Below are 22,310 nucleotides of genomic sequence, written 5' to 3'. Positions count from 1 at the left end.
TACTTTTCGGCAGTTTGAATATCTATGCTTCCTTGCGACGGGATAAATCCCAGACGAATAAACAAGTGGCGAATATTAGAGGTCGATCACACTTTTGTCTAGTACAAAAACTCTCCATTTTCAATCTGTTATTGACAATATCCCGACAGTAGCGTCGGGATATTGTCGTTATGATAAATTATGATCACTTATGATGAGATATATTCACATTTAGGACGGTTTCAGCCTATTTTCTCAACGAATTGAGCTTAGCTTGAGCAAGGCCAAAAATGGTATCGATTGGATAAGAACCTTCATCGGTTGGCTCACCAGCAACTTTCCCCGTAAACAATTCGATAGCTTCAGTAACATGGTCAATCGCCCAAATATTAAACTCGCCTTTTTCGACTGCTTTCACGATGTCGGAACGAAGCATTAGATTGTGAACATTAGAGCGCGGAATAATGACCCCCTGCCCGTCATGACGACCTTTAATTACACACACATCATAAAAGCCTTCGATCTTTTCGTTTACGCCACCAATAGGCTGAGCTTGACCAAATTGATTCATCGACCCTGTTATCGCAATGTCTTGTCGGTTTGGTTGCTTTGAAAAAGCAGACACAACCGCACATAACTCAGCCATGCTGGCACTATCACCATCAACACCACCATAAGATTGCTCAAAGGTAATGGTTGTCGTTAATGGCACTCGTGCCGTTTTACCAAATACGGAAGATAAGTAGGCAGACAAAATCATCACACCCTTAGAGTGAATACTGCCCCCCAAATCCACGCTGCGCTCGATATCGATAACCTCCCCATCACCGTAACACGTCGTCGCTGTGATGCGATTCGGTGCACCAAACATGTAGTCACTAGTGCTCAATACCGAAAGTGCGTTCACTTGGCCTACGGCTTCTCCTTCGGTGCGAATCAGCGTTGTGCCGTTAATAAAGGTTTCCATTACGTTATCGCGTAATCGGCTTACTCGCATTTCTTGGTTATTGAGCGCCTCTTCAACATGACCAATACGGATCATGTTGGAGTTGGCTTGACGAGCCACGTAATTCGACTCTCGAAGCAAGTTGGCGATATTAGCCGAATGTAGAGATAGCTTGGATTGGTCGCCAGACAAACGTGAGCTGTATTCGATGATCCGAGCAATGGCTTTGCGATCGCAATGCAGCATATTGTTGTCATGCACCACGCTAGAGATAAAGCGCGCGTAATGCAGCTCAGACTCCGGCGTACGTTTCATTTCGTCTTCGAAATCTGCCGTCACACGGAACAACTCGCTGAACTCTGGATCGTAATGTTGGAGTAATTGGTAAGTTCGGTAATCACCAAATAAGATGATTTTGATATCAAGCGGAATCGGTTCAGGATCGAGTGATACCGCCCCCGTCAATGTGACTTCTTTTTCTAGAGACGTAAAACTCAATTGACGAGCACGCAATGCGCGCTTCAAACCATCCCAAACGTAAGGCTGTTCAAGTACTTTCTGAGCATCCATTAATAGAACGCCGCCATTCGCCTTATGCAAGCTCCCTGCACGAATCAGCGAGAAGTCGGTAAACACCGTTCCCTTGAAAGTGGCAGTCTCAATCGACCCGAAGAGTGAATGATAGTTGGGATTTTCTTCAACAACGATAGGAAATTCGCTGCTTTTACGGCTTACCAAGACGTTCACTTTATAACGACGTGGCAATTTTTTATCCAAGGATGCCGTCGCAATTTCGCCTTGCTCGCCACTTTGGTCAAGGAAGATATCTGCGTTTTCAACAATATCTTTTTGCAGCTCAGTTAAGTAGGTTTTGATTTCGGAATATTGCGCGTAATCCACTTTGAGTTTTTTGATGAAGTGAGTAATCACATCAAGCGTCACTTCATCATTGAGCTTTTTGATTTTATCGCTGTATGTCTCTTCCCACTCCGTAAGCTCACGAACCATCGAGCGCAATCGCACTTCGAGTTCATCAATAGCATCGCTGAATTGCTCTTGTTCTTTTTTGCTTAGTACATCAAAAGACTCTTCCGTATGAAGCTCATCACCGTTCATGGCGACAAACTGATAATCCCCCTGCGTAGTCAGTGTTAGGCTGATGCCCTTTTCTTTTGCCTCTCGACTAATACGATCCAGCTCGTTTTGTTGCTTAGCTGCCAATTGATTTTTTAATCGCTCAGCGCGGCTAAAGTACATTTCATTGTCGAATGCTAGGGGTAAAGCATTTAATAATTTGCCCATTAAAGCTTCAATATCAACACGTAGCTTATTTCCGATACCACAAGGCAGCTTTAATACCTTTGGTGTACGGGTATCCTCAAAGTTCGCAACGTAACACCAATCAAACAGGGCTGCTGCATCGTGCTGGTGACGATTCAGATAGCGCAAGATCATGGTGCGTTTACCTAGCCCATTCTGACCAATGGCGTAGATGTTATACCCTTTCTCTTTGATGGACATCGCAAACTCGACCGCTTTTTGCGCGCGCTCTTGGCCCACGATTTCATCAATTGGAGGTAACTCCTTGGTCGACTTACATGGCATATTCTCTAGATCTGCTACAGAATATAGCTGCTTAGCTTCCAATCTTAGTATTGCCATATCCACTTCCTTTTTTCTTATTTTCGTTATTTGAGTGTAGAGATTATTTGCTTAATTTTAAGTGATTTACCTTCCACCCTAGGTTGATTGGACATTTTATGAACACATAAGTGATATTAACACGCACTTGCAATTGATAATCAATTTCATTTAATATCTAAACAAATCAAATGTTGTGGAGATGGATATGAATATTGAGCAATGCTGGATGCGCTACTTAAAAGCGGAGCAACTGATGGAACAAGGCCATTGGCCAGAAGCTCATCGTTTATATGACGACGTGCTCAACAATCTACCCAACCACATTCATCTAGCGCTAGAAAATGCACAAACTAAACCTTGCCAGTTTGTATGTCTCATTACGGGGCTTAGAGATGCCAGCGTGACGCAATCAGAGATTCTCAACAAACTCGGCTTACAGCATGATGCGTTCTCAATACTCAATCAAACTTACGCGCTATTTCAATTTTTGCAGCTAGAGAGCCATGAACTGATTGAGCGCGTAGGTCACCTACTTGGTCAACAGAGCGAAGACTTGTTAGCTCACATGGCGGCATTTTGCTCTGCCCAACGTAATGCTCAATGGATGATAGAACTCGAGCACGTAACGCGCGCACATGAGCAGTTCTTACATTTGCAAGCAATGAGTTCGGCAAAATCTTCGCCTTCTCACCTGTATAATTAATCTAAAGCTCAAGCATTGAGGCCAGCTAGATTTATGCTGTCCATTGCTTGAATATCATTTGCTTTATCAACCACAAGGATCTGTGATGTCTTCTAAAACCATTCTTTCGGTGAACAACCTATCAGTCAGCTTTACGACAAACGATGGGATCGTCGATGCAGTAAAGAATGTTAGCTTCGATTTAAAAGCAGGCGAGACGCTGTCCATCGTTGGCGAATCTGGCTCTGGCAAGTCAGTATCAACCAATGCACTGATGAAACTATTGCCAGACAACGCTATTTTGCATGAAAGCTCATCCATCATGTTTGAGGGTAGCTCCATCTTGGATAAAACAGAGCGTGAAATGCAAAGTATTCGCGGTGATCGCATTGGCATGATTTTTCAAGAGCCGATGACCTCACTAAACCCGTACATGCGGGTGGGTATCCAAGTCGCTGAGGCCATCATGTGTCACCGCCCGGTCGACAGACGAACAGCAAAAGCAAAGGTGTTAGAGCTGTTTGAATTGGTTCATATGCCAAACCCAGAAAAAGCGTACAACAAGTACCCACACGAATTTTCTGGTGGTCAATTGCAACGCATCATGATTGCGATGGCACTGATTAACGAGCCCGATATTTTGATCGCCGACGAACCTACAACAGCGTTGGATGTCACGGTTCAAGCAGAAGTGTTGCACCTGATTAAAGAAATTCAGGCTCAGATGGGCATGGCAATCCTATTTATTACTCATGACTTAGGCGTCGTAAAACACTTTGCAGACCGTGTCATTGTGATGTGTAAAGGAGAAGTCGTCGAAGAAGGCGAAACGCAAACACTCTTCGAGGACCCAAAGCACGAATACACACGTATGCTAATCAACTCGATTCCTAAAGGCAGTAAGGAGCCTATTAGCGAAAGTGCTACACAGCTTTTAAAGGCCGACGATATACGAGTCAAATTCTTGGTAAAGTCGCATTTTATTGCGAGCAAGAATGAGTACTTCGAAGCGGTAAAAGGCATTTCTCTTGAGCTTAAACAAGGAGAGACCCTCGGGATCGTTGGGGAGTCCGGTTCAGGTAAGTCTACACTCGGCCGAGCTTTGATAGGTCTACTGCCCTCAACTGGCAAAATAGAATATAAAGGCCAAGATATGGCCTTGCTGACAAACAAAGAACGTTTTGAGCTGAAAAAAGACGTTCAGATGGTATTCCAAGACCCTTATGGTTCGCTTTCTCCTCGTATGACTATCGGCGAGATCATCACAGAAGGATTAACTGTCCACCAACCAATGTTGAGTAAAAAAGAACGTATGCAGAAAGCGCGCGACGTGCTCCGTGAGGTCCGCTTAGATCCCGCGTCCATCAACCGTTATCCGCACGAGTTTTCAGGAGGCCAGCGTCAGCGTATTGCTATCGCGCGAGCACTGATCCTTGAACCTTCGTTTATTCTGCTTGATGAGCCAACCTCTGCATTAGACCGCTCGGTGCAACTGACAGTGATTGACCTTCTGAAAGATTTGCAGAAAAAGCATAATATTGGCTACTTGTTTATTAGCCACGATCTATCAGTAGTTAAAGCGCTCTCTGATCGTGTTCTAGTCATGCAAAAAGGCGAGGTCATGGAACAAGGTACAGCCGAAAATATTTTCCAAAACCCTAAAAATGACTACACGAAAAAACTGATAGATGCCTCATTTGATCTTGAAAACAGTGAAAATCAGCACAATGCGGCTTAGGTTCATCACAGTTTCATATTCATAAACTAGGATTAAGAAAAGGTGATAAATTCATCTTGTCTTAAGAATGGCGTAGCTGCCTTTCGGTTTGGCCGCCGAGACTGGTTGGTTCAAGAGTCAGACTTAGTCAACCTGGCTCAAATACTGGCAAGCAGTATGAATTGAGTTCCCCCAACCATGAAAAATGCCGCGACACTGTCGCGGCATTTTTTATTCTCAGAAGCTTCGAACAACTAGGGCATTAAATCGACTCAATACCCATATTATGTAACGTAAATGCATACACGTCTGTGGTGAGGTCAATTTGCTTACTCAGCGGCATTCCTGCACCATGACCGGCATTAACATCAATGCGTATCAATACTGGATTAGCGCCTTGCTGTTTGTCTTGCAGCTCCGCAATAAACTTGTACGAATGTGCTGGAACCACACGATCGTCGTGATCGGCGGTTGTCACCAAGGTAGCAGGATATTGCACGTTTTCTTTTACATTGTGAACAGGAGAGTAGCCAAGCAAGTATTGGAACATCGCTTCACTTTGCTCCGACGTGCCATAGTCATACTTCCAGCCTTCTCCAGACGTAAACGTGTGGTAACGCAGCATATCAAGCACGCCAACCGCAGGCAGCGCGACTTTGAATAGTTCAGGGCGTTGCGTCATACACGCTCCAACTAACAAACCACCATTAGAACCACCGCGAATCGCTAGGCGATCCGAGCTAGTGTAGTCGTTTTCAATCAGGTATTCCGCCGCCGCAATAAAGTCATCAAACACGTTTTGCTTTTGCTGCTGAGTGCCTGCGTTGTGCCAGGCTTTACCGTATTCACCGCCGCCTCGCATGTTGGCGACAGCGTATATACCACCCAACTCTAGCCAGTTGGCTACATTGCCAGAAAACATTGGAGTAAGGCTGATGTTAAAACCGCCGTAACCATACAACATGGTTGGTGCTCTACCATCAAGTGCAATGCCCTTCTTGTATGAGATGATCATCGGAACTTGCGTGCCGTCTTTTGAGGTGTAAAACACCTGTTTTGATTCATACTCATTACGATCGAACGGTGCCTTTGACTCCTGAAACAGTGTCGATTCACCAGATTCGACATCAAATGAGAAAATCGTCGGAGGCGTCACGTAGTTAGTGAATGTGTAATAAAGTGTGGTTTCTTCTTTTTTACCCGCCAGACCATAAGCCGTGCCTTCTCCCGGCAATTGTACATCTCGAATCCACTCACCTTGGTAGTTAAACTGCTGCACTTTAGAAAGCACATCTACCATATAAGTCGCAAACAGATAACCGCCACCTTTGCTGATTTCTAACGGCTGTTCTTGTTCAGCAATCACGTCAGCCCATTGTTCTGTCTGAGTGTTGTAGCTGACAACTTTGCCATTCGGCGCGTCTAGGTTGGTGTAAAGCAGCAAGGTTGCGTCTTGGCTATCAATTAAGTAGGTGTCGCCTTGCGTTGTATCGCGCAGCGTCACAATTGCTTGGGAGTCAGACTGTAAATCGATATAAAACAGACGATTACCCGATGTGGATTCTGCGCCAGAAATAATGAGGAAGCGATCGTCCGTCGTCGTGGTACCAGACACATAACGATGAACTTGCGTATCCAACTCACCGAAAATCACTTTATCTTCAGATTGAGGTGTACCAAGTTCATGATAATAAAGCTTGTGATGCTCAGTTCGAGCAGACAACTCGCTGCCTTGCGGCTTATCGTAGCTTGAGTAATAGAAGCCTTTGCTGCCCAGCCAAGAAATCGACGTAAACTTCGCATCAACAATCTCAGGCTCTAACTGTTCTTTGGTTTCCGTATCAATGATAAAGATCTTACGCCAATCACTGCCCCCTTCCGAGATGGAATACGCGACCAAACGGTAGTCTTTAGAGAAGCTGACTTCGCCAAGAGAGGTCGTGCCCTCTTCGGAGAAAGTATTTGGATCAAGGAAAACCTCGGCTTCTCCCTCGCCTTTACGTCGATACAATACGCTTTGGTCTTGCAAACCGTCGTTTTTGTAGAAGTAGGTGTAGTCACCACGTACAAATGGCTGGGAATATTTTTCGTAGTTTTGACTGTTCGCCACTAAGTCACGGATTTGTTGGCGGTACGGGACCTGACCAAGGAAATCGAAGGTGACCGAATTTTGACCCGAAACCCATTGAGCGGTTTCTTCACTGCGATCATCTTCTAACCAGCGATAAGGGTCGGTAATGTCGTGACCAAAATAAGTGTCCACGACAGAATCTTTACGTGTTTTTGGGTAATGCATAACGTCCGTGTTACTCCGTTGTTTTTATTAAGTTGTTTATCTTCAATCGTTTTATTGCGGTGATTACATTAGAGCACCCAATTTTGATTTCAACGACATTGTTTTAAATCTATGAAGAACCTAGAAATAATGAGATATCGTTAAGTATCGGTCACGAATGTGCTCAATAAGCAGCTTCACTTTGTTCGGTGGTTGACGAGTAAACGGATACACCGCGTAGATACCCAACTTTTTACCTACTAATTCAGGAAAAATATCCACCAGTTGACCATTACGAATATCGTGATACACCAAGCAGCGCGGGACGTAAGCAATACCATGGCCGCCCAGAGCGGCTTTACGTAATGCGGTCGCGTTATCAGTAGAAAAGCAGCCCGATACTTTGACGATGTAATTGCCATCTTCTCCTTTAAACTCCCAATCCGTTGCACCTGTGGTTTGGTAAGCGTATTGCAGACAATTGTGCGTGGTGAGATCAATCGGCTCGATCGGTTTCCCATTTTTAGCGATATATGAAGGGGACGCGCATACCACCCATTGGGAATCGAGAATATGTCGTGCGATCAAACTGGAGTCGGCTAGGTAGCCAGTTCGAATGACTAAGTCGTAACCATCAGCCACTAAATCGACAAAGCGGTTATCCAATGACATGTCCACGGTCAGACCCGGATGAAGGTTACAAAACTCGGCAACAGCATCAGCAAGTATCAAATCTCCAGAGATACACGGTACGGACATTTTTATATGACCGCTCACATTCTCTCCAAAGCCTGCAACAGCATCCATAGCCTCCTGAGTGGCCTGCTTCACATTTTTAGCACTGTGGAGTAACACCTTACCTGCCTCGGTCAAGGTTAATTTGCGCGTTGTTCGATATAATAGCTGAGCCCCTATTTCTTCCTCCAACCTCGCCATTCTTTTGCTAACTACCGAATTTGTAAGGTTATTTGCCTCTGCAACCTTGCTAAAGCTGCCAAGTTCGATTACTTGAGAAAATAGGATTAAGTCGTCTGCTCTCATACCATTATGTCACTTTTGGAATTAATTATTTTCATTATTTCCCTATATCAACAAAAAATAAAGGAGTAAATTCACGCCAAATTAACAAAACCATTACAACAAAAAGTCACCTCTACAGCGGATTGACACCGTTCGAGAAGTCAGCGTACGAAGGATGTACAAATGAGTGAAACCCTACTTGCCCTAGTGGCATTTTCGCCAATTGTTGTTGCCGCCATCTTATTGGTTGGTCTCAACTGGCCTGCTAAAAAAGCCATGCCTGTTGCGTTCGGTCTAACCGTCGCTATCGCACTTATGTTTTGGGATATGTCAGCCAATCGCGTACTGGCTTCCGTATTCCAAGGACTGGGCATTACTGTCTCTGTTCTATGGATCGTGTTTGGTGCCATCTTCTTGCTCAACACTTTAAAACACACTGGAGCGATCACCACAATCCGTAATGGATTTACCGATATTTCGGCTGACCGCCGTGTACAAGCCATCATCATTGCTTGGTGCTTTGGCTCGTTCATTGAAGGCGCATCTGGGTTCGGTACCCCGGCAGCAATCGCTGCACCACTACTGGTTGCAATCGGCTTCCCTGCGCTAGCCGCTGTCCTTATGGGCATGATGATTCAGTCAACGCCTGTTTCATTCGGCGCGGTAGGCACGCCTATCATCGTAGGTGTAAACAAAGGTTTAGACACCCATAACATCAGTGAGTCGTTGGCCGCACAAGGTGCAACGTGGGAAATGTACCTGCAAGATATCACAGCGCACGTTGCTGTCATTCACGCAGTCGTAGGTACGATGATCCCGGTATTAATGGCGATGATGTTAACACGTTTCTTCGGCAAGAACAGAAGCTGGAGTGAAGGCCTGGATATTCTACCATTTGCGTTATTCGCTGGTGTCTCTTTCACCGTTCCATACGCGTTAACCGGCGTATTCTTGGGCGCAGAGTTCCCTTCACTTATCGGTGGTTTGGTTGGTCTGTCTATCGTTGTTACCGCAGCGAAAAAAGGCTTCTTAGTACCAAAGACTAAGTGGGATTTCGAAAGCGAAGAAAAATGGCCTGCAGAGTGGTTAGGTTCGCTAAAAGTCGATCTAAACGACAATCCGGGCAAGCCAATGAGCATCGTAAAAGCTTGGGTTCCATATGTAATGCTGGCAGTTATTCTCGTCGCAAGCCGCGTAAGCCCCGAGCTGAAAGGCTTTGTACAAAGCGTAAGTTTGTCGTTCAGCAACATTCTTGGTGAGACTGGCGTTAGCGCTGCGATTCAGCCGTTATACCTTCCTGGTGGCATTCTGGTGTTTGTCGCACTACTTGCTGCAATGTTACAAAGCGGCAGCGTAAAGCCATTGCGTGAAGCATTTGGCGAGTCAAGCAAAACACTGATTGGGGCGGGTTTTGTCTTGGTATTTACCATTCCGATGGTTCGTATCTTTATCAACTCAGGCATCAACGGTGCTGACCTAGCAAGTATGCCCGTCACAACCGCAAACTTCGCCTCTGACCTTGTTGGTTCTTCGTTCCCAGCGCTGAGTGCCACCGTTGGTGCTCTGGGTGCGTTCATCGCTGGCTCAAACACGGTATCAAATATGATGTTCAGCCAGTTCCAATTCGAAGTGGCACAAACGTTGTCTATTTCGAGTGTGATTGTTGTATCACTCCAGGCCGTCGGTGCTGCCGCAGGTAACATGATTGCGATTCACAACGTTGTTGCCGCATCAGCCACGGTAGGTTTGCTTGGTCGAGAAGGCGCAACATTGCGTAAAACGATTATCCCTACGTTCTACTACATTGTAATGACAGGCATTATTGGATTGGTGCTGATTTATGGCTTCCAAATGACAGATGTCTTGATGAAGTAACGCGAAATGCAGGGTTTACAGCCCTGCCTAATTTGACACAGCTGTCTGCACTACTACCCCGACATGTTGATTTAGCTTGCTACATCAATTCCCCCGACAGCTGTGTCACCCTTTCCAGTTTGCATAACTGATTGAGTGATTTAACAAAATTTTTCAACCAATTATGTAAATGGGTTACCAACATCACCGATTCAAACGTAAGTGAACCATAGGTAACTATACTCATTTTGATGTCTTCACTGCTTTGCGATGAAGGCTCAACGAAAGAGCAAATTGCTCCACAACTTTGCTTAGAATAACCGCTAGGACACCATTATGATTATCTCAGCTTCTACTGACTACCGCGCTGCCGCGAAAGCCAAGCTTCCCCCGTTTCTATTCCATTATATTGATGGCGGCTCTTACGACGAACGCACGCTGAAGCGTAATACTGACGATTTAGGTGATGTCGCTCTTCGCCAACGCGTCCTACGCGATATGACAGATTTGAGCCTCGAAACCGAGATCTTCGGTGAGAAACTGGCAATGCCAATCGCGCTAGCTCCTGTTGGTCTAACTGGTATGTACGCGCGCCGAGGCGAGGTGCAAGCAGCAAAAGCAGCCGAGAAAAAAGGCATCCCATTTACTATGTCTACTGTTTCGGTTTGTCCGATTGAAGAAGTCGCACCTGCAATTGAACGTCCAATGTGGTTCCAGCTTTACGTGCTTAAAGACCGTGGCTTTATGAAAAACGTACTTGAGCGTGCAAAAGCAGCAGGCGTAACAACGCTGGTGTTTACCGTTGATATGCCAGTTCCTGGCGCACGTTACCGTGACATGCACTCAGGTATGAGTGGCCCTAACGCGGCCATGCGTCGTGTATTCCAGGCGATGCGCCACCCAAGCTGGGCGCTGGATGTGGGTCTACTTGGTAAACCGCACGACTTAGGTAACATCTCAACTTATCGTGGCGAACCAACAAAGCTAGAAGATTACATCGGCTGGTTAGGCGCAAACTTCGACCCTTCTATCTCCTGGAAAGATCTTGAGTGGATTCGTGATTTTTGGGATGGCCCAATGATTATCAAAGGCATTCTAGATGAAGAAGACGCGAAAGATGCGGTACGTTTCGGCGCAGATGGCATTGTGGTATCTAACCATGGTGGCCGTCAGTTAGATGGCGTACTTTCAAGTGCTAAAGCACTGCCAAGCATTGCGGATGCGGTAAAAGGTGATCTTAAGATCTTCGTAGACTCTGGTATTCGTACTGGTCTTGATGTCGTTCGTATGCTCGCACTTGGTGCAGACTGTACGCTTCTTGGCCGTTCATTTGTGTACGCATTGGCAGCACAAGGCGGAGCAGGCGTTGAAAATCTACTGGATCTGTACGATAAAGAAATGCGTGTAGCAATGACGCTGACTGGAGCTAAGTCTATCGCGGATCTTTCACGCGATTCGCTAGTGAAAATCCCATAATCTTTGCGAGCGAGCAAAACAGAAACGAAAAAACGAGCCAACAGTGGCTCGTTTTTTATTGCTCTTCAACCCGATAATTTGACGAGCAAGCTAGCTAACTTGGTGAACGTACTCGATCACGACTTGGTTTCCGTCGATAAACACGTTACTGATATCACCATCCACCGTCACACGATTTTGTAAATAAACGGTACCAGATGCAGATAGATCACGCTCCGTCAAAGACGGAATCACCTGACCAGGACGTACATGTAGCTGCTCGCATAGCTGTTTTACAAAACCTAGCGTCAGTGGAGAATTACCACGTAACAAGCCAGAAAACTCGTGTAGACTCAAACCAAGGCGCTTAGCCATTTCCATTTGAGTGATGTGCATTTTGGCTTTTTGTGACATCCAGATGTCGTAGAGCGCGTTTCGATCCAGCTCTGTAAATTCCATATCTGCCTCCGCTAATTCAAGAGCCAATACACTCTCACACTTACTTAAGATAAATGTTAGCGATAAGTCAGAGAAGTTATAATTGATCGTCCAAATATCAACCCTCAATCATTGGTAGCGTACCTCTGAACATGCATGAGGCGGTCGCTCAACAGAACATTGAGGTGACTCTCTTGTCACCGGAAGGAAAAGTCCATCTCGGACGGTTTAGACATAAGTAAATGATTTAAAGGAAATCACTGGGGTGAAGGAGTAATATCTGCTACCTTTCCTTCCATGGTTCACTAGAAATAAGTTACATATGCCACAGTGGTTTACCGAATTACAAAGCTACATTGAAACGTCTCATCAAAATTGGAGTGGAAGCGTCCTTTTCATTACGCTCGCTAGCTTTATAGCTTGGATAGCTTGGCGGCTGATCCGCTCTCGCCTCGCTGCGCTCGTAGAGAAAACGCCCTTCCACTGGGATGACATGTTGCTTGATGCGCTAAAAGCGCCAGTCAGTACACTCATTTGGTGTTGGCCAGCAACCGTCTCTATCGGCATCATATTAGAGAGCGAGCTCAACGATAAAATAAACTGGTTAAGTACGCTGAAACTGATTTTAATCATCAGCATCTTCGTATGGACCGTTATGCGGCTCATTACCAATGTTGAAGAGCATGTTCTCGAACAAAAGAACCGAGATGAAACAACAGTACAAGCGATAGCTAAGGTCGCGCGCCTGTTCTTTATTACCGTCGGAATTCTAACCGTAATGCAGGCATTTGGTCTGTCACTATCGGGCCTACTTACCTTCGGTGGTGTTGGTGGTTTGATCGTCGGTTTAGCGGCGAAGGATTTGCTGTCTAACTTTTTTGGAGGTCTTATGATCTACTTCGATCGTCCATTTAAAGTTGGCGATTGGATCCGTTCTCCAGACCGACAAATAGAGGGGACGGTAGAACGCATTGGCTGGCGTATGACCATTATCCGAACTTTCGATAAGCGTCCACTGTATGTGCCAAACTCAGTGTTTAGCAGCATTGTCGTAGAAAACCCATCTCGCATGCTGAACCGACGCATCTACGAAAAAATTGGACTTCGTTACGACGATGCTGAAAAAATGCCGCAAATTATCACCGCGGTAAAAGAAATGCTGAAAAATCACAAAGACATTGATGCACGCCAAACTCTTATCGTTAATTTCGATACATTCGGTCCATCATCATTGCACTTCTTTATCTATACCTTTACTAAAACCGTGAATTGGGTGAGATACCATGAGGTTAAGCAGGACATACTGCTTAAGGTAATCAACATCATTAAAGAGCACGATGCAGATATCGCGTTCCCTACTCAGACGCTTAAGCTCGACCCTATACAAATGGTAAAATCGGAAGAGCAAGAAGATCACGGCTTCTAGTTCTCACCAATACCCCAATAATCAAGCCCGCTGTGTTTAAGCGGGCTTTTTATTTTTCTTCGCATGAAGTGGTTATTGTTGCGTTAACACCATACGTGCATTCAGCGGTTGGATTGGGCGATTGTTTTTCCGCATTACTTCCGAAAAAGATTTTATCTGCTCAGGAGAAATAGTTTGTGCTTCTTTCATCACCAACCAACGCACACCTTCAGAGCATGGTGGTGTCGTTAGTGAGCCGTTAAAGCGGTAGTAGTCTTTATCACTTGGGATAAGGGCATCAGCATCAAATGGAACCTTGATGGTAACATCTTGATCTTTAGTTGGAATGTTAGCTAGCATCTTAGCTAAATCTGGGTTCGCGTCACCCAGTTTAAAGAACACCGCGACAACAGCTAGATGACCTACTTTGTCGGCATGCACAAAGTGTACTTCTAGTGGGTATTCTTTACCATCCACATGGTTTTCAGATGGCGTATGGAAGTGGAACTGTTTCAACGTAAACTCTTTACCATCAATGGTGAGTGTGTTTTTACCTTCTAAACCAGTCTGTAAAGTGTGACCGTTGTTCAGCAGTGAAATTGCCTTACCTTCGTAGTCGAAATCCAATTTTTCTAGCTTCGCTTCGGTCGCCGATTCAATGTTGATTGGGCTCTGGTTTTGACCTTTCGCGCACTCAGATGCAAACTCACCCCAATGAGCTGGCCCATGGTTTCCCTCGTAGCCCCAGCTTGCTGCATAAGCTGTTCCTGTAAATACCAGTGCCAAACCTAATGTTGTTAGTGACTTCTTCATCATTTTCCTTATTTCTGAAAGTTAAATTCCGTGAGAATAAAGCCATACTAATCTCACAAAATTAAGCAGTGACAGAGTGAAAACTATGATTACAAAAGATTTTTGGAATAGAAGCCTCTAATGATGTAATTGACATGATGCTCAAAATTGAACGTCAACGATTATTGAGTCGGTGTAAGTACCTGCAGGAGGGGTCGTTTGGCTGGTTAGTATCTGCGCGCGATAATTATAATTCTGTGGAGTGATACCATCAGGAATGGAGCCGCCAGTATCGACGTCACTGTGTTCACGACGTTCAGAACTGGTTCCTCCCCAGCGCTCCATCGTTGATGACTTATAGATTTCATACTCCAAATAGTGACCACTAGAAATCATTCGCCGCTGACCGCCGGACGCATTTAGGCCATCATTCAAGCCAATGGAGAAGGAACTATTCTTGGTACAAGTTAACGATATAACCTGACTGACTGGTTCAAAACCGGCCACTAATGGGGACGAACCAAAATCAATATCTGGCGCTGTGATCATACAATCAGGGGTCACTTCCAACTCAACCGTAATCACGCTTTGAGCGCTGCCATTGGCGCGGCCAATGCATACCCCTAGAACCCCGATACCCTTACAGTAATCCCAAATCCAGGATACGGTGATTTGGTCTTTATAAGTCCCAGCGGAAAGATTACTACCCACTCCCGTCCGAGCATAGAGCGGAAACTCGGCTTGAGTGCCAAACAACCCGAGTAAATCGATTAACCCGATTTCAAAAAAATTGTAAGTTTGGCCGAATACATACTCTTGTGAAAGACCTGGATCGCCAAAAATCTGATAGCTGAGCTCCGAACTCGGATCATCCTCATTTAATAGCAAACCATTATTTATGCTGTTAAACGTTGCTGATACGTAGTCGCCACTTAACAAAGACACAAGTGTAGAAAAGTCACACGTAATCCCCGCATGAGGCTGAGCTGAGCTTTGCTGCTGAGAGCTTGAAACAGTAAACGAAGAAACATTGCCAAACAAGATTAAAGGTGTTGCCGCCGTGAGCTGACAAGCCATTGTCGAGCACGAGAAAAAGAGAAGTAGGCTAGCAAGCCAGCGGCGCAAAATCATAGTGCGGCCTCTTCTTCGGCTTTGATACAAACCTGCTCAGGCAATGTTTGTATTTTTTGACTCTCACGCTGATACAACCCCTCAATAAACACTTTACATGGCGGCTGTCCTTGAGGATAAAACTGAATGTAGCGGCCTGGGTCAACGCCTTCAAAGTAGGTAAAACCATCCCAACCAATTTGGCTTGTTAAGCCCGTTTCTGAGCGGCCATATGTACCAATCGGAAGGAACAAATGATTTTCGTCTACCACCGTCATGCTCAGTGCAATTTGTAGCTCTATTGGGAACTCTAACAGGTAGCCGTAGCCCGAATGTATCGAGGCAAACTGCTCTGTTGCAGAAAACGCAGCATTGGCTGGTAAATTAAGTGGATCGATTTCATATTTGGCGGTGTAATACGCCGTAGCCCAAGGAACAAGTAGGTAACCTTCATCGTCTGTCACTCCGACAATTTGATTCTCATATTTAACCGGAATACCTTCAAAACCACTGGTGCTCACTACCGCAAAGCTGTCATACACTTCATTCGCTGGGAATATTTCTCCATCCAACGTAGAGACTGAACCTGCCATTTCCGCAAAATAATCATAGTCGCCACTGGTGCCATTTAACCCCGCTCTGAACTGCGCCCATGACGCAAGGTAGGTCAAATCGGCCTGTTTACGGTTTTCTGGGTGTTCGTTAATATCATGCGCTAAATTGACGCCCCACCCACCTCGTATTGGCGCAAGGCGGCTGTAACCCACTCGCCCTCGCACATCGCCATCGTCCTCTCTTTTCAGCGTTAGCCCCGAACTTCCCCCCAAAGAACTGAAAGGTAGAGAGAATTGCGCCAGCGTAACACTCTGACCACCAATACTATGGTTGTAAGAAAGGGACATATTGATATTAAAAGGCAGAGCGTAGCTATAAGTAAGATTTAGGGTACGTGAATCTGAGTCGGATTGTTGAATATCAAAGTACCCACCAGAAAGTGAGCCCCAATCTCCCAAACGGACTCCCATATTGATTTGTGATAGATGGCGCGACGCGAGTGAAGCGTCCTTGCCTTCATCGAGCATTTCGTGATTTGGTAAATGAGATAAGGTATAAAAGTCGGCTTGTTCTACTTGAGTTCGAGCAGCGAAGCTAAACAGCCGAGACTGATAACTATAACCTAGCGCATATGAGGTAGATTGATCCTGAAAATTACTCACACGAAACGAGGCATCCACCGTACCCAAGTTGAAAGCATTGGTGACAAAGCCCAGCCCCGCAACGATCAGGTCATCTTTTGCTTCAGCTTGAGCTTCTAGTGTTAACCAATCAGTCATGCCATGACGCAGAGCGGTAACCACGCCACCGTCTCCATAGTCGTTAGATGCATTACCGAAATTTTCTCTGATCGCACCAATACTCGCACTGTAAGATGTAAATCCGGTCTTGAGTAGATCGGAAGAGAGAAAAAATGGGCTGGTCATGACCGTTTGCTTACCTTGAGCATCCGTTGCAATTACCGTTGCTTCCCCAGCACCAGAGAGCATTGGAATATCGTTAATAATGAAAGGACCGGGCCCAACATTCATTGAGTCAGTTTTAAAGCCATTGATAAACAAATCTAACGTAGTGGGCGCTGTGACCTCACCGTAAAATGCAGGTAACGGCGTCGTCACGACATCCGGACGCATAGAGAAATCATGCGACAACTGAATACCCGCCAGTCTTACTGGTTGGCTCCAAGATAAAGGGCGAACAATATAGTCCCCTACCTCTATACGAATTCGCTTCTCTTGATTGACGTACTCGTAACTCGTATCAAAACGAGTGTACTGGCTGCTTTGCTGGGACTGAACATCGCGATGAAAGTTAGATTTAAATATCCCGGTAGTAGAAAAAACGCCAAACTCAGAAAAGGCTCTGACTTCATGATTGATAGAAACCTCCTTTTGTCGGCTTTCGTTCTCGTACACACCAAATACGTTGTAGTTAAGCAGGCCACCACGCCCAAACTGAGCCGGGGAAAATCGCCCCATATCCTGCGCTGATAAGTTCTGCATCGGTAACCAATTAGGCGGTACGTCAATTGCAAGTTGCAATGACGATTGCAAGTAACGCACGTTAACACCTGGGATAGACGTAACCTCAAGTCTCTCTTCGGTTCCAGGCAACGACTTGGCGGTAACCCCAACTGAAATGAGGTCCTCCCGGAGCAAAAAGAACTGATCGCCAACTCGCTCAACTTTCGCAACAAGCCCTGTTGCTCTTTGATTGATCACCAACTCCAGATTGAGGCTGATATTCTCAAACTTTTCTAAAGAGAAATTTTCAGGACTCGGTAGCTCAGAGAAGTGGTTTGCTGAATTTGCACAAAGACCAATACTGCTCCACGTTACGCTAAGTAATACCAACCAAAAGAAAGCATTCATTGTATTAAATCTATTCATTATTGCTTCAATGGTATTTGGTAACGTTTACCTCCAATATTCGCGCTCAAACTCATAGGTCTGACATTACTATGGGGAATAGACCAAACCTTATACTGTTCAGGAAGAATATAGCCAGCTAGTCCATCGGAAATAACGACAGGATCTTTATTTGGTAGGTTCAATTGTAAATTCACTAAGCGAACATGGTGTTTTCCTGAATTTTTAATGTGAACAAAACGCTGATTATTTTTCTTAATAAACTGTGCCTGTAAATCATCCCATAATTCACTGTCACGGTTTGGTTTTTGAGTATCAGTCAGCCCTTTCCCGTAAATAAACAAAGGTATCGAGTAACGCATTCGGACTTTTACAGCGAGTTCATTTTCCGTCAATTCTGTTTGAGGGTTTTGAGTTGGCGGTAATTCATCTATGATCACTCGGTATGCATACTCCTTACCCGCAGAGGCTTCATCTTGGTTGATGATGCGGATTAACTGCTTTTCACCTGGTTCAATTTTGACAAACGGAGGGGTTGCAATTAACTGGCTTTGACTTGAATAGCTATCTTCTCCTTCGTTTTGTTCCCACTTAAAAATTCTCACCTGTAAATAAGAATCAACACTGCCTTTATTTACCATCCAAAGTGATGTTGCATTGCTCTCCTCTGATATTTTGGGGTAAATCGGCCAAATTAATAATGAGTTAGCGTTGGCATTTGAGAAAAAAACAAAAAGGAAGGCTATTAATAATAGTTTTTTGAGTATGAATTCCATTTCACCCCTCCAAAGTTCACTTACCACTCTAATGTCAGCGTAAGCGTATCCATATAAATTCCAGCCATTTCATTCCCATTTATTGTCGCCTTTGCCCAGATAGGAAACTGAATATTATCTGGGTCTTGGTCAGTATCGACGGAATATTGCGTGTCAATATCAAGCACCTGCGTGTAATTTAGATCCTGGAACAAAAAGTAATCTACCGTTGTCGCTTCTTCACTGTGCTTTAGCTTACGTACACCATCCGATGCATTCATCCCGCCATTTACGGAAACATTCATCGTAATACCCGGAGTACAGCTTAATGTGAGTGATGAACTGTAAGTGATGCTGCCTTGTACTTCCGTCGCGTAAACTGAAGAATGCTCACCAAAATCTAACGTGCCTATTTGCCCGGCTTGGGTTGCGCTTTCTTCTTGTACTACGCCGTTAATCAAACAACCTGTATCTACGGTGGCAGACACCTGAAAAGTTTGTGTCGCATCAGCCAGCACAGTTAAAGAGCACAAACTCATCGCGACAAGTGAAAAGCCCCTAAAAACCAGCGTCACGTTTTACCAGCTTAGCGTCACACTGATGGTATCGGAGTATGTACCGGCAATGCTGCTCGTACCGTAAGCTTTCGCAAAAAGCTCAATAGTTTGCGATGTTGCACTAGTAAATTCAGACAGAGCTACCGTCCCGCCTTGTATAATTTGTGTGCTTCGGTCTGAGTCGGTAAACAACGTATAATCAATAAATTGCGCGCCATTTGACATCGCATAGGTACCAACGGTCGCACTTGCATCATACAATCCGGTGCCCAATGTAAACGTCGGTGTCACACCGTTACTACAAAGCACTTCAATACCCGTCGCACTACCACCATTTACCACACCATCTTGTTCACTGAAGATTGCAGGCACGTCTCCAAAGGCGAGTGAGCCAAAGCCAACGCCAGAAGCTGCATCTACCGCATTATTTCCATTAATCACACAACCTTGTACAAGGTTAATTGAAACATCAATCGTACCGCTAACTGACGCTCCACTCGCTTGCCAACTAAATGAGGTTAAGAGCAGAGGCATCATCAGATAAAATCTTTTCATATAAAGCTCCATTTTTACATTCCACTGTATATCGATAACCTTTTTATTAGTTATAGCTCAATTATGACAAACCAAATGCATATAAAATGTAAAACAATAAAAAGAAGCAGGATAAGGATAAAGACGAACAGCAAATAAAAATATTAAACTTAAAAGTGACGATTTTTAAGCATGTAATGCTAAATAATAACCACCAAAAACAAATGGTTATTATCTTGTTCCAAATATAGAATCGACAATGAGTTAGAAGGTAGGGTGAAGTTGAGTGGAAAAAATCTAAAAAAGTAGCAGAACGATACGAGAAGTTTAGAAAAGATTGGCGACCATTTCTTCCCGAAACAAAAATCTTCATGAAACAAAAATGCGCCCCAAAAGGAGCGCATTTCTTACTTGAATAAGTTATTCCCAATCAAGAATAACTTTGCCTGACATACCGCTGCGCATTACATCGAAGCCTTCTTGGAAGTCATCAATCTTGTAGTGGTGCGTGATGATTGGCGATAGATCCAGACCAGATTGGATCAGTGAAGCCATCTTGTACCACGTTTCGAACATTTCGCGACCGTAGATACCTTTGATCACCAAGCCTTTGAAGATAACTTGGTTCCAGTCGATACCCATGTCTGACGGTGGAATACCGAGTAGTGCAATGCGACCACCGTGGTTCATTGTGGTTAGCATTGAGTTGAATGCTGCTGGGTTACCAGACATTTCTAGACCAACGTCGAAGCCTTCTGTCATGCCTAGCTCAGCCATTACGTCTTCTAGCTTCTCTTCAGCCACGTTTACTGCGCGTGTTACACCCATCTTACGAGCAAGTTCTAGACGGTATTCGTTCACGTCTGTGATCACTACGTGGCGAGCACCAACGTGCTTTGCTACTGCCGCTGCCATGATACCGATTGGGCCAGCACCTGTGATAAGCACGTCTTCGCCTACTAGGTCGAAAGAAAGTGCTGTGTGTACTGCGTTACCAAACGGGTCAAAGATAGACGCTAGGTCGTCAGAGATCTCGTCTGGGATCTTGAACGCGTTGAACGCTGGGATAACCAGGTATTCTGCAAATGCGCCTTCGCGGTTAACGCCCACACCAATCGTGTTACGACATAGGTGAGTACGGCCGCCACGACAGTTACGACAATGACCACACGTGATGTGACCTTCGCCAGATACGCGGTCACCGATTTCAAAGCCACGAACTTCCTGACCAATCGCAACCACTTCACCCACGTATTCGTGACCGACAACCATAGGCACTGGAATTGTCTTTTGTGACCATTCGTCCCAATTGTAGATGTGTACGTCTGTACCACAGATAGCGGTTTTCTTAATTTTGATCAGAATGTCGTTATGGCCAACTTCAGGTTTATCAACCTCAGTCATCCAGATGCCTTCTTCAGGCTTTAGCTTTGATAATGCTTTAATTTTCATAATGTAACCTTAATTAAAGGCCCTATTGTCTAAGGCCTAGAATCTTAAATAAGACCCATGTCCTTACCAACTTGGATGAACGCGTCGATTGCACGGTCTAGTTGCTCGCGAGAGTGCGCCGCAGACATTTGAGTACGGATACGTGCTTGACCTTTTGGTACTACAGGGAATGAGAAGCCGATTACGTAGATGCCTTTCTCCAGCGCACGCTCTGCAAATTCTGCTGCTACTTTTGCGTCGCCAAGCATGATTGGGATGATTGCGTGGTCAGCACCACCCATTGTGAAACCAGCGTCTTCCATACGAGTACGGAAGTGTGCTGCGTTTTCCCATAGACGATCACGTAGGTCACCGCTCTCTTCTAGTAGATCTAGAACGCGGATAGAAGCGCTTACGATTGCTGGTGCAACAGAGTTAGAGAATAGGTATGGACGAGAACGCTGACGTAGCCAGTCAATCACTTCCGCTTTACCAGATGTGTAACCGCCTGAAGCGCCGCCCATTGCTTTGCCTAGCGTACCAGTGATGATGTCGATACGGTCAACCACGTTGTGGTGCTCGTGCGTACCTGCACCTGTTTTGCCCATGAAGCCAACAGCGTGAGAGTCATCAACCATAGTCAACGCGCCGTACTTCTCTGCTAGGTCACAGATAGCCGGAAGGTTTGCTACTACGCCGTCCATTGAGAACACACCGTCCGTTACGATAAGAATGTGGCGAGCACCTGCTTCTTTCGCAGCGATCAGTTGTTGCTCTAACTCTTCCATGTTGTTGTTTGAGTAGCGGAAACGCATCGCTTTACATAGACGAACACCATCGATGATTGACGCGTGGTTTAAAGCGTCAGAGATGATTGCGTCTTCTTTGCCTAGAATAGTTTCAAATAGGCCCGCGTTTGCGTCGAAACATGATGTGTAAAGAATCGTATCTTCTTTACCTAGGAACTTAGAAAGCTTCTGCTCAAGCTCTTTGTGGATGTCTTGCGTACCACAGATAAAACGTACTGAAGCCATACCAAAGCCGTGCTCGTCCATGCCTGCTTTACCCGCTTCGATAAGTGCCGGGTGGTTAGCAAGACCAAGGTAGTTGTTCGCACAGAAGTTTAGTACTTCTTCACCTGTAGAGATTTTAACAGCCGCTTGCTGTTGAGACGTAATGACACGCTCTGATTTGTAAAGGCCTTCCGCCTTTACTTCTTCGATTTGCTGCTGAATCTGTTGGTAGAATGCAGAAGACATTTGAAATTCCTTCCTAGTTATTTTGGCGAGTATT

Annotated in this window: 17 protein-coding genes; 5 read left to right on the top strand and 12 right to left on the bottom strand. The window is 45.2% G+C overall.

Features of this window, described 5'->3' with window-relative positions; genetic code table 11:
- Positions 1 to 226: 226 nt before the first annotated feature.
- Positions 227 to 2,587, bottom strand: a complete 2,361-nt coding sequence (locus tag R7P35_RS01335; protein ID WP_054574916.1) for a Lon protease family protein — start codon at positions 2,585 to 2,587, stop codon at positions 227 to 229.
- A 187-nt stretch (positions 2,588 to 2,774) separates the two neighbouring features.
- Here R7P35_RS01335 and R7P35_RS01330 point away from each other — a divergent pair, with 187 nt between their 5' ends.
- Positions 2,775 to 3,272: a hypothetical protein gene (locus R7P35_RS01330; RefSeq protein ID WP_005375116.1), complete on the top strand. Its 498-nt coding sequence runs from the start codon at positions 2,775 to 2,777 to the stop codon at positions 3,270 to 3,272.
- An 85-nt stretch (positions 3,273 to 3,357) separates the two neighbouring features.
- The gene (locus tag R7P35_RS01325) at positions 3,358 to 4,989 is read left to right on the top strand and encodes an ABC transporter ATP-binding protein (RefSeq protein ID WP_237305721.1); all 1,632 of its coding nucleotides are present in this window, start codon (positions 3,358 to 3,360) and stop codon (positions 4,987 to 4,989) included.
- 241 nt (positions 4,990 to 5,230) lie between these two features.
- On the opposite strand, the gene R7P35_RS01320 is transcribed toward R7P35_RS01325, so the two are convergent.
- Both R7P35_RS01320 and R7P35_RS01315 read right to left on the bottom strand, forming a co-directional pair.
- Positions 5,231 to 7,264 carry a prolyl oligopeptidase family serine peptidase gene (locus R7P35_RS01320; RefSeq protein ID WP_258458238.1) on the bottom strand — a complete coding sequence of 678 codons (2,034 nt, stop codon included), beginning with the start codon at positions 7,262 to 7,264 and terminating at the stop codon, positions 5,231 to 5,233.
- Positions 7,265 to 7,384: 120 nt separating this feature from the next.
- Positions 7,385 to 8,284, bottom strand: coding sequence for a LysR family transcriptional regulator (locus R7P35_RS01315; RefSeq protein ID WP_005375112.1), 900 nt, complete (start codon positions 8,282 to 8,284; stop codon positions 7,385 to 7,387).
- A 162-nt stretch (positions 8,285 to 8,446) separates the two neighbouring features.
- Between R7P35_RS01315 and R7P35_RS01310 the strand changes: the two genes are divergently transcribed.
- Both R7P35_RS01310 and lldD read left to right on the top strand, forming a co-directional pair.
- Positions 8,447 to 10,138, top strand: a complete 1,692-nt coding sequence (locus tag R7P35_RS01310) for an L-lactate permease (protein WP_258458239.1) — start codon at positions 8,447 to 8,449, stop codon at positions 10,136 to 10,138.
- A gap of 315 nt (positions 10,139 to 10,453) precedes the next feature.
- Positions 10,454 to 11,593 carry an FMN-dependent L-lactate dehydrogenase LldD gene (gene lldD, locus R7P35_RS01305; protein ID WP_046875768.1) on the top strand — a complete coding sequence of 380 codons (1,140 nt, stop codon included), beginning with the start codon at positions 10,454 to 10,456 and terminating at the stop codon, positions 11,591 to 11,593.
- Positions 11,594 to 11,683: 90 nt separating this feature from the next.
- On the opposite strand, the gene R7P35_RS01300 is transcribed toward lldD, so the two are convergent.
- Positions 11,684 to 12,031 carry a helix-turn-helix domain-containing protein gene (locus tag R7P35_RS01300; protein ID WP_005375109.1) on the bottom strand — a complete coding sequence of 116 codons (348 nt, stop codon included), beginning with the start codon at positions 12,029 to 12,031 and terminating at the stop codon, positions 11,684 to 11,686.
- 301 nt (positions 12,032 to 12,332) lie between these two features.
- On the opposite strand from R7P35_RS01300, the gene R7P35_RS01295 reads away from it, so the two are divergent.
- Positions 12,333 to 13,436 carry a mechanosensitive ion channel family protein gene (locus tag R7P35_RS01295; protein WP_065275477.1) on the top strand — a complete coding sequence of 368 codons (1,104 nt, stop codon included), beginning with the start codon at positions 12,333 to 12,335 and terminating at the stop codon, positions 13,434 to 13,436.
- Between the two features lie 72 nt (positions 13,437 to 13,508).
- On the opposite strand, the gene R7P35_RS01290 is transcribed toward R7P35_RS01295, so the two are convergent.
- From R7P35_RS01290 to R7P35_RS01255, 8 genes are all read right to left on the bottom strand, one after another.
- Positions 13,509 to 14,228, bottom strand: a complete 720-nt coding sequence (locus R7P35_RS01290; protein WP_225455619.1) for a carbonic anhydrase — start codon at positions 14,226 to 14,228, stop codon at positions 13,509 to 13,511.
- 141 nt (positions 14,229 to 14,369) lie between these two features.
- Entirely contained in the window at positions 14,370 to 15,284 is a 915-nt protein-coding gene (locus tag R7P35_RS01285) for a spore coat U domain-containing protein (protein ID WP_213895949.1), read from the bottom strand.
- A gap of 50 nt (positions 15,285 to 15,334) precedes the next feature.
- Positions 15,335 to 17,761, bottom strand: coding sequence for a fimbria/pilus outer membrane usher protein (locus R7P35_RS01280; RefSeq protein ID WP_373920917.1), 2,427 nt, complete (start codon positions 17,759 to 17,761; stop codon positions 15,335 to 15,337).
- The gene (locus R7P35_RS01275) at positions 17,761 to 18,516 is read right to left on the bottom strand and encodes a molecular chaperone (RefSeq protein ID WP_169628864.1); all 756 of its coding nucleotides are present in this window, start codon (positions 18,514 to 18,516) and stop codon (positions 17,761 to 17,763) included. Before R7P35_RS01275 ends, R7P35_RS01280 begins: the two co-directional genes overlap by 1 nt.
- Before the next feature lie 20 nt (positions 18,517 to 18,536).
- Positions 18,537 to 19,034: a spore coat U domain-containing protein gene (locus R7P35_RS01270; RefSeq protein ID WP_033906710.1), complete on the bottom strand. Its 498-nt coding sequence runs from the start codon at positions 19,032 to 19,034 to the stop codon at positions 18,537 to 18,539.
- Between the two features lie 39 nt (positions 19,035 to 19,073).
- Positions 19,074 to 19,619, bottom strand: coding sequence for a spore coat U domain-containing protein (locus R7P35_RS01265; protein ID WP_005375099.1), 546 nt, complete (start codon positions 19,617 to 19,619; stop codon positions 19,074 to 19,076).
- A 387-nt stretch (positions 19,620 to 20,006) separates the two neighbouring features.
- Positions 20,007 to 21,038 (bottom strand): L-threonine 3-dehydrogenase, encoded by a 1,032-nt coding sequence (gene tdh, locus R7P35_RS01260; RefSeq protein WP_005394871.1) that lies wholly within the window; start codon positions 21,036 to 21,038, stop codon positions 20,007 to 20,009.
- 44 nt (positions 21,039 to 21,082) lie between these two features.
- On the bottom strand, positions 21,083 to 22,276 hold the full coding sequence (locus tag R7P35_RS01255; RefSeq protein ID WP_005375095.1) for a glycine C-acetyltransferase: 1,194 nt from the start codon (positions 22,274 to 22,276) through the stop codon (positions 21,083 to 21,085).
- Positions 22,277 to 22,310: the final 34 nt, after the last annotated feature.

This window comes from Vibrio sp. Vb0304, assembly GCF_033338995.1.
In the GTDB taxonomy this organism is placed as follows: domain Bacteria; phylum Pseudomonadota; class Gammaproteobacteria; order Enterobacterales; family Vibrionaceae; genus Vibrio; species Vibrio alginolyticus.
The sequence above is the reverse complement of the archived record's forward strand: the minus strand, read 5'-3'. Positions and strand labels throughout refer to the sequence as shown.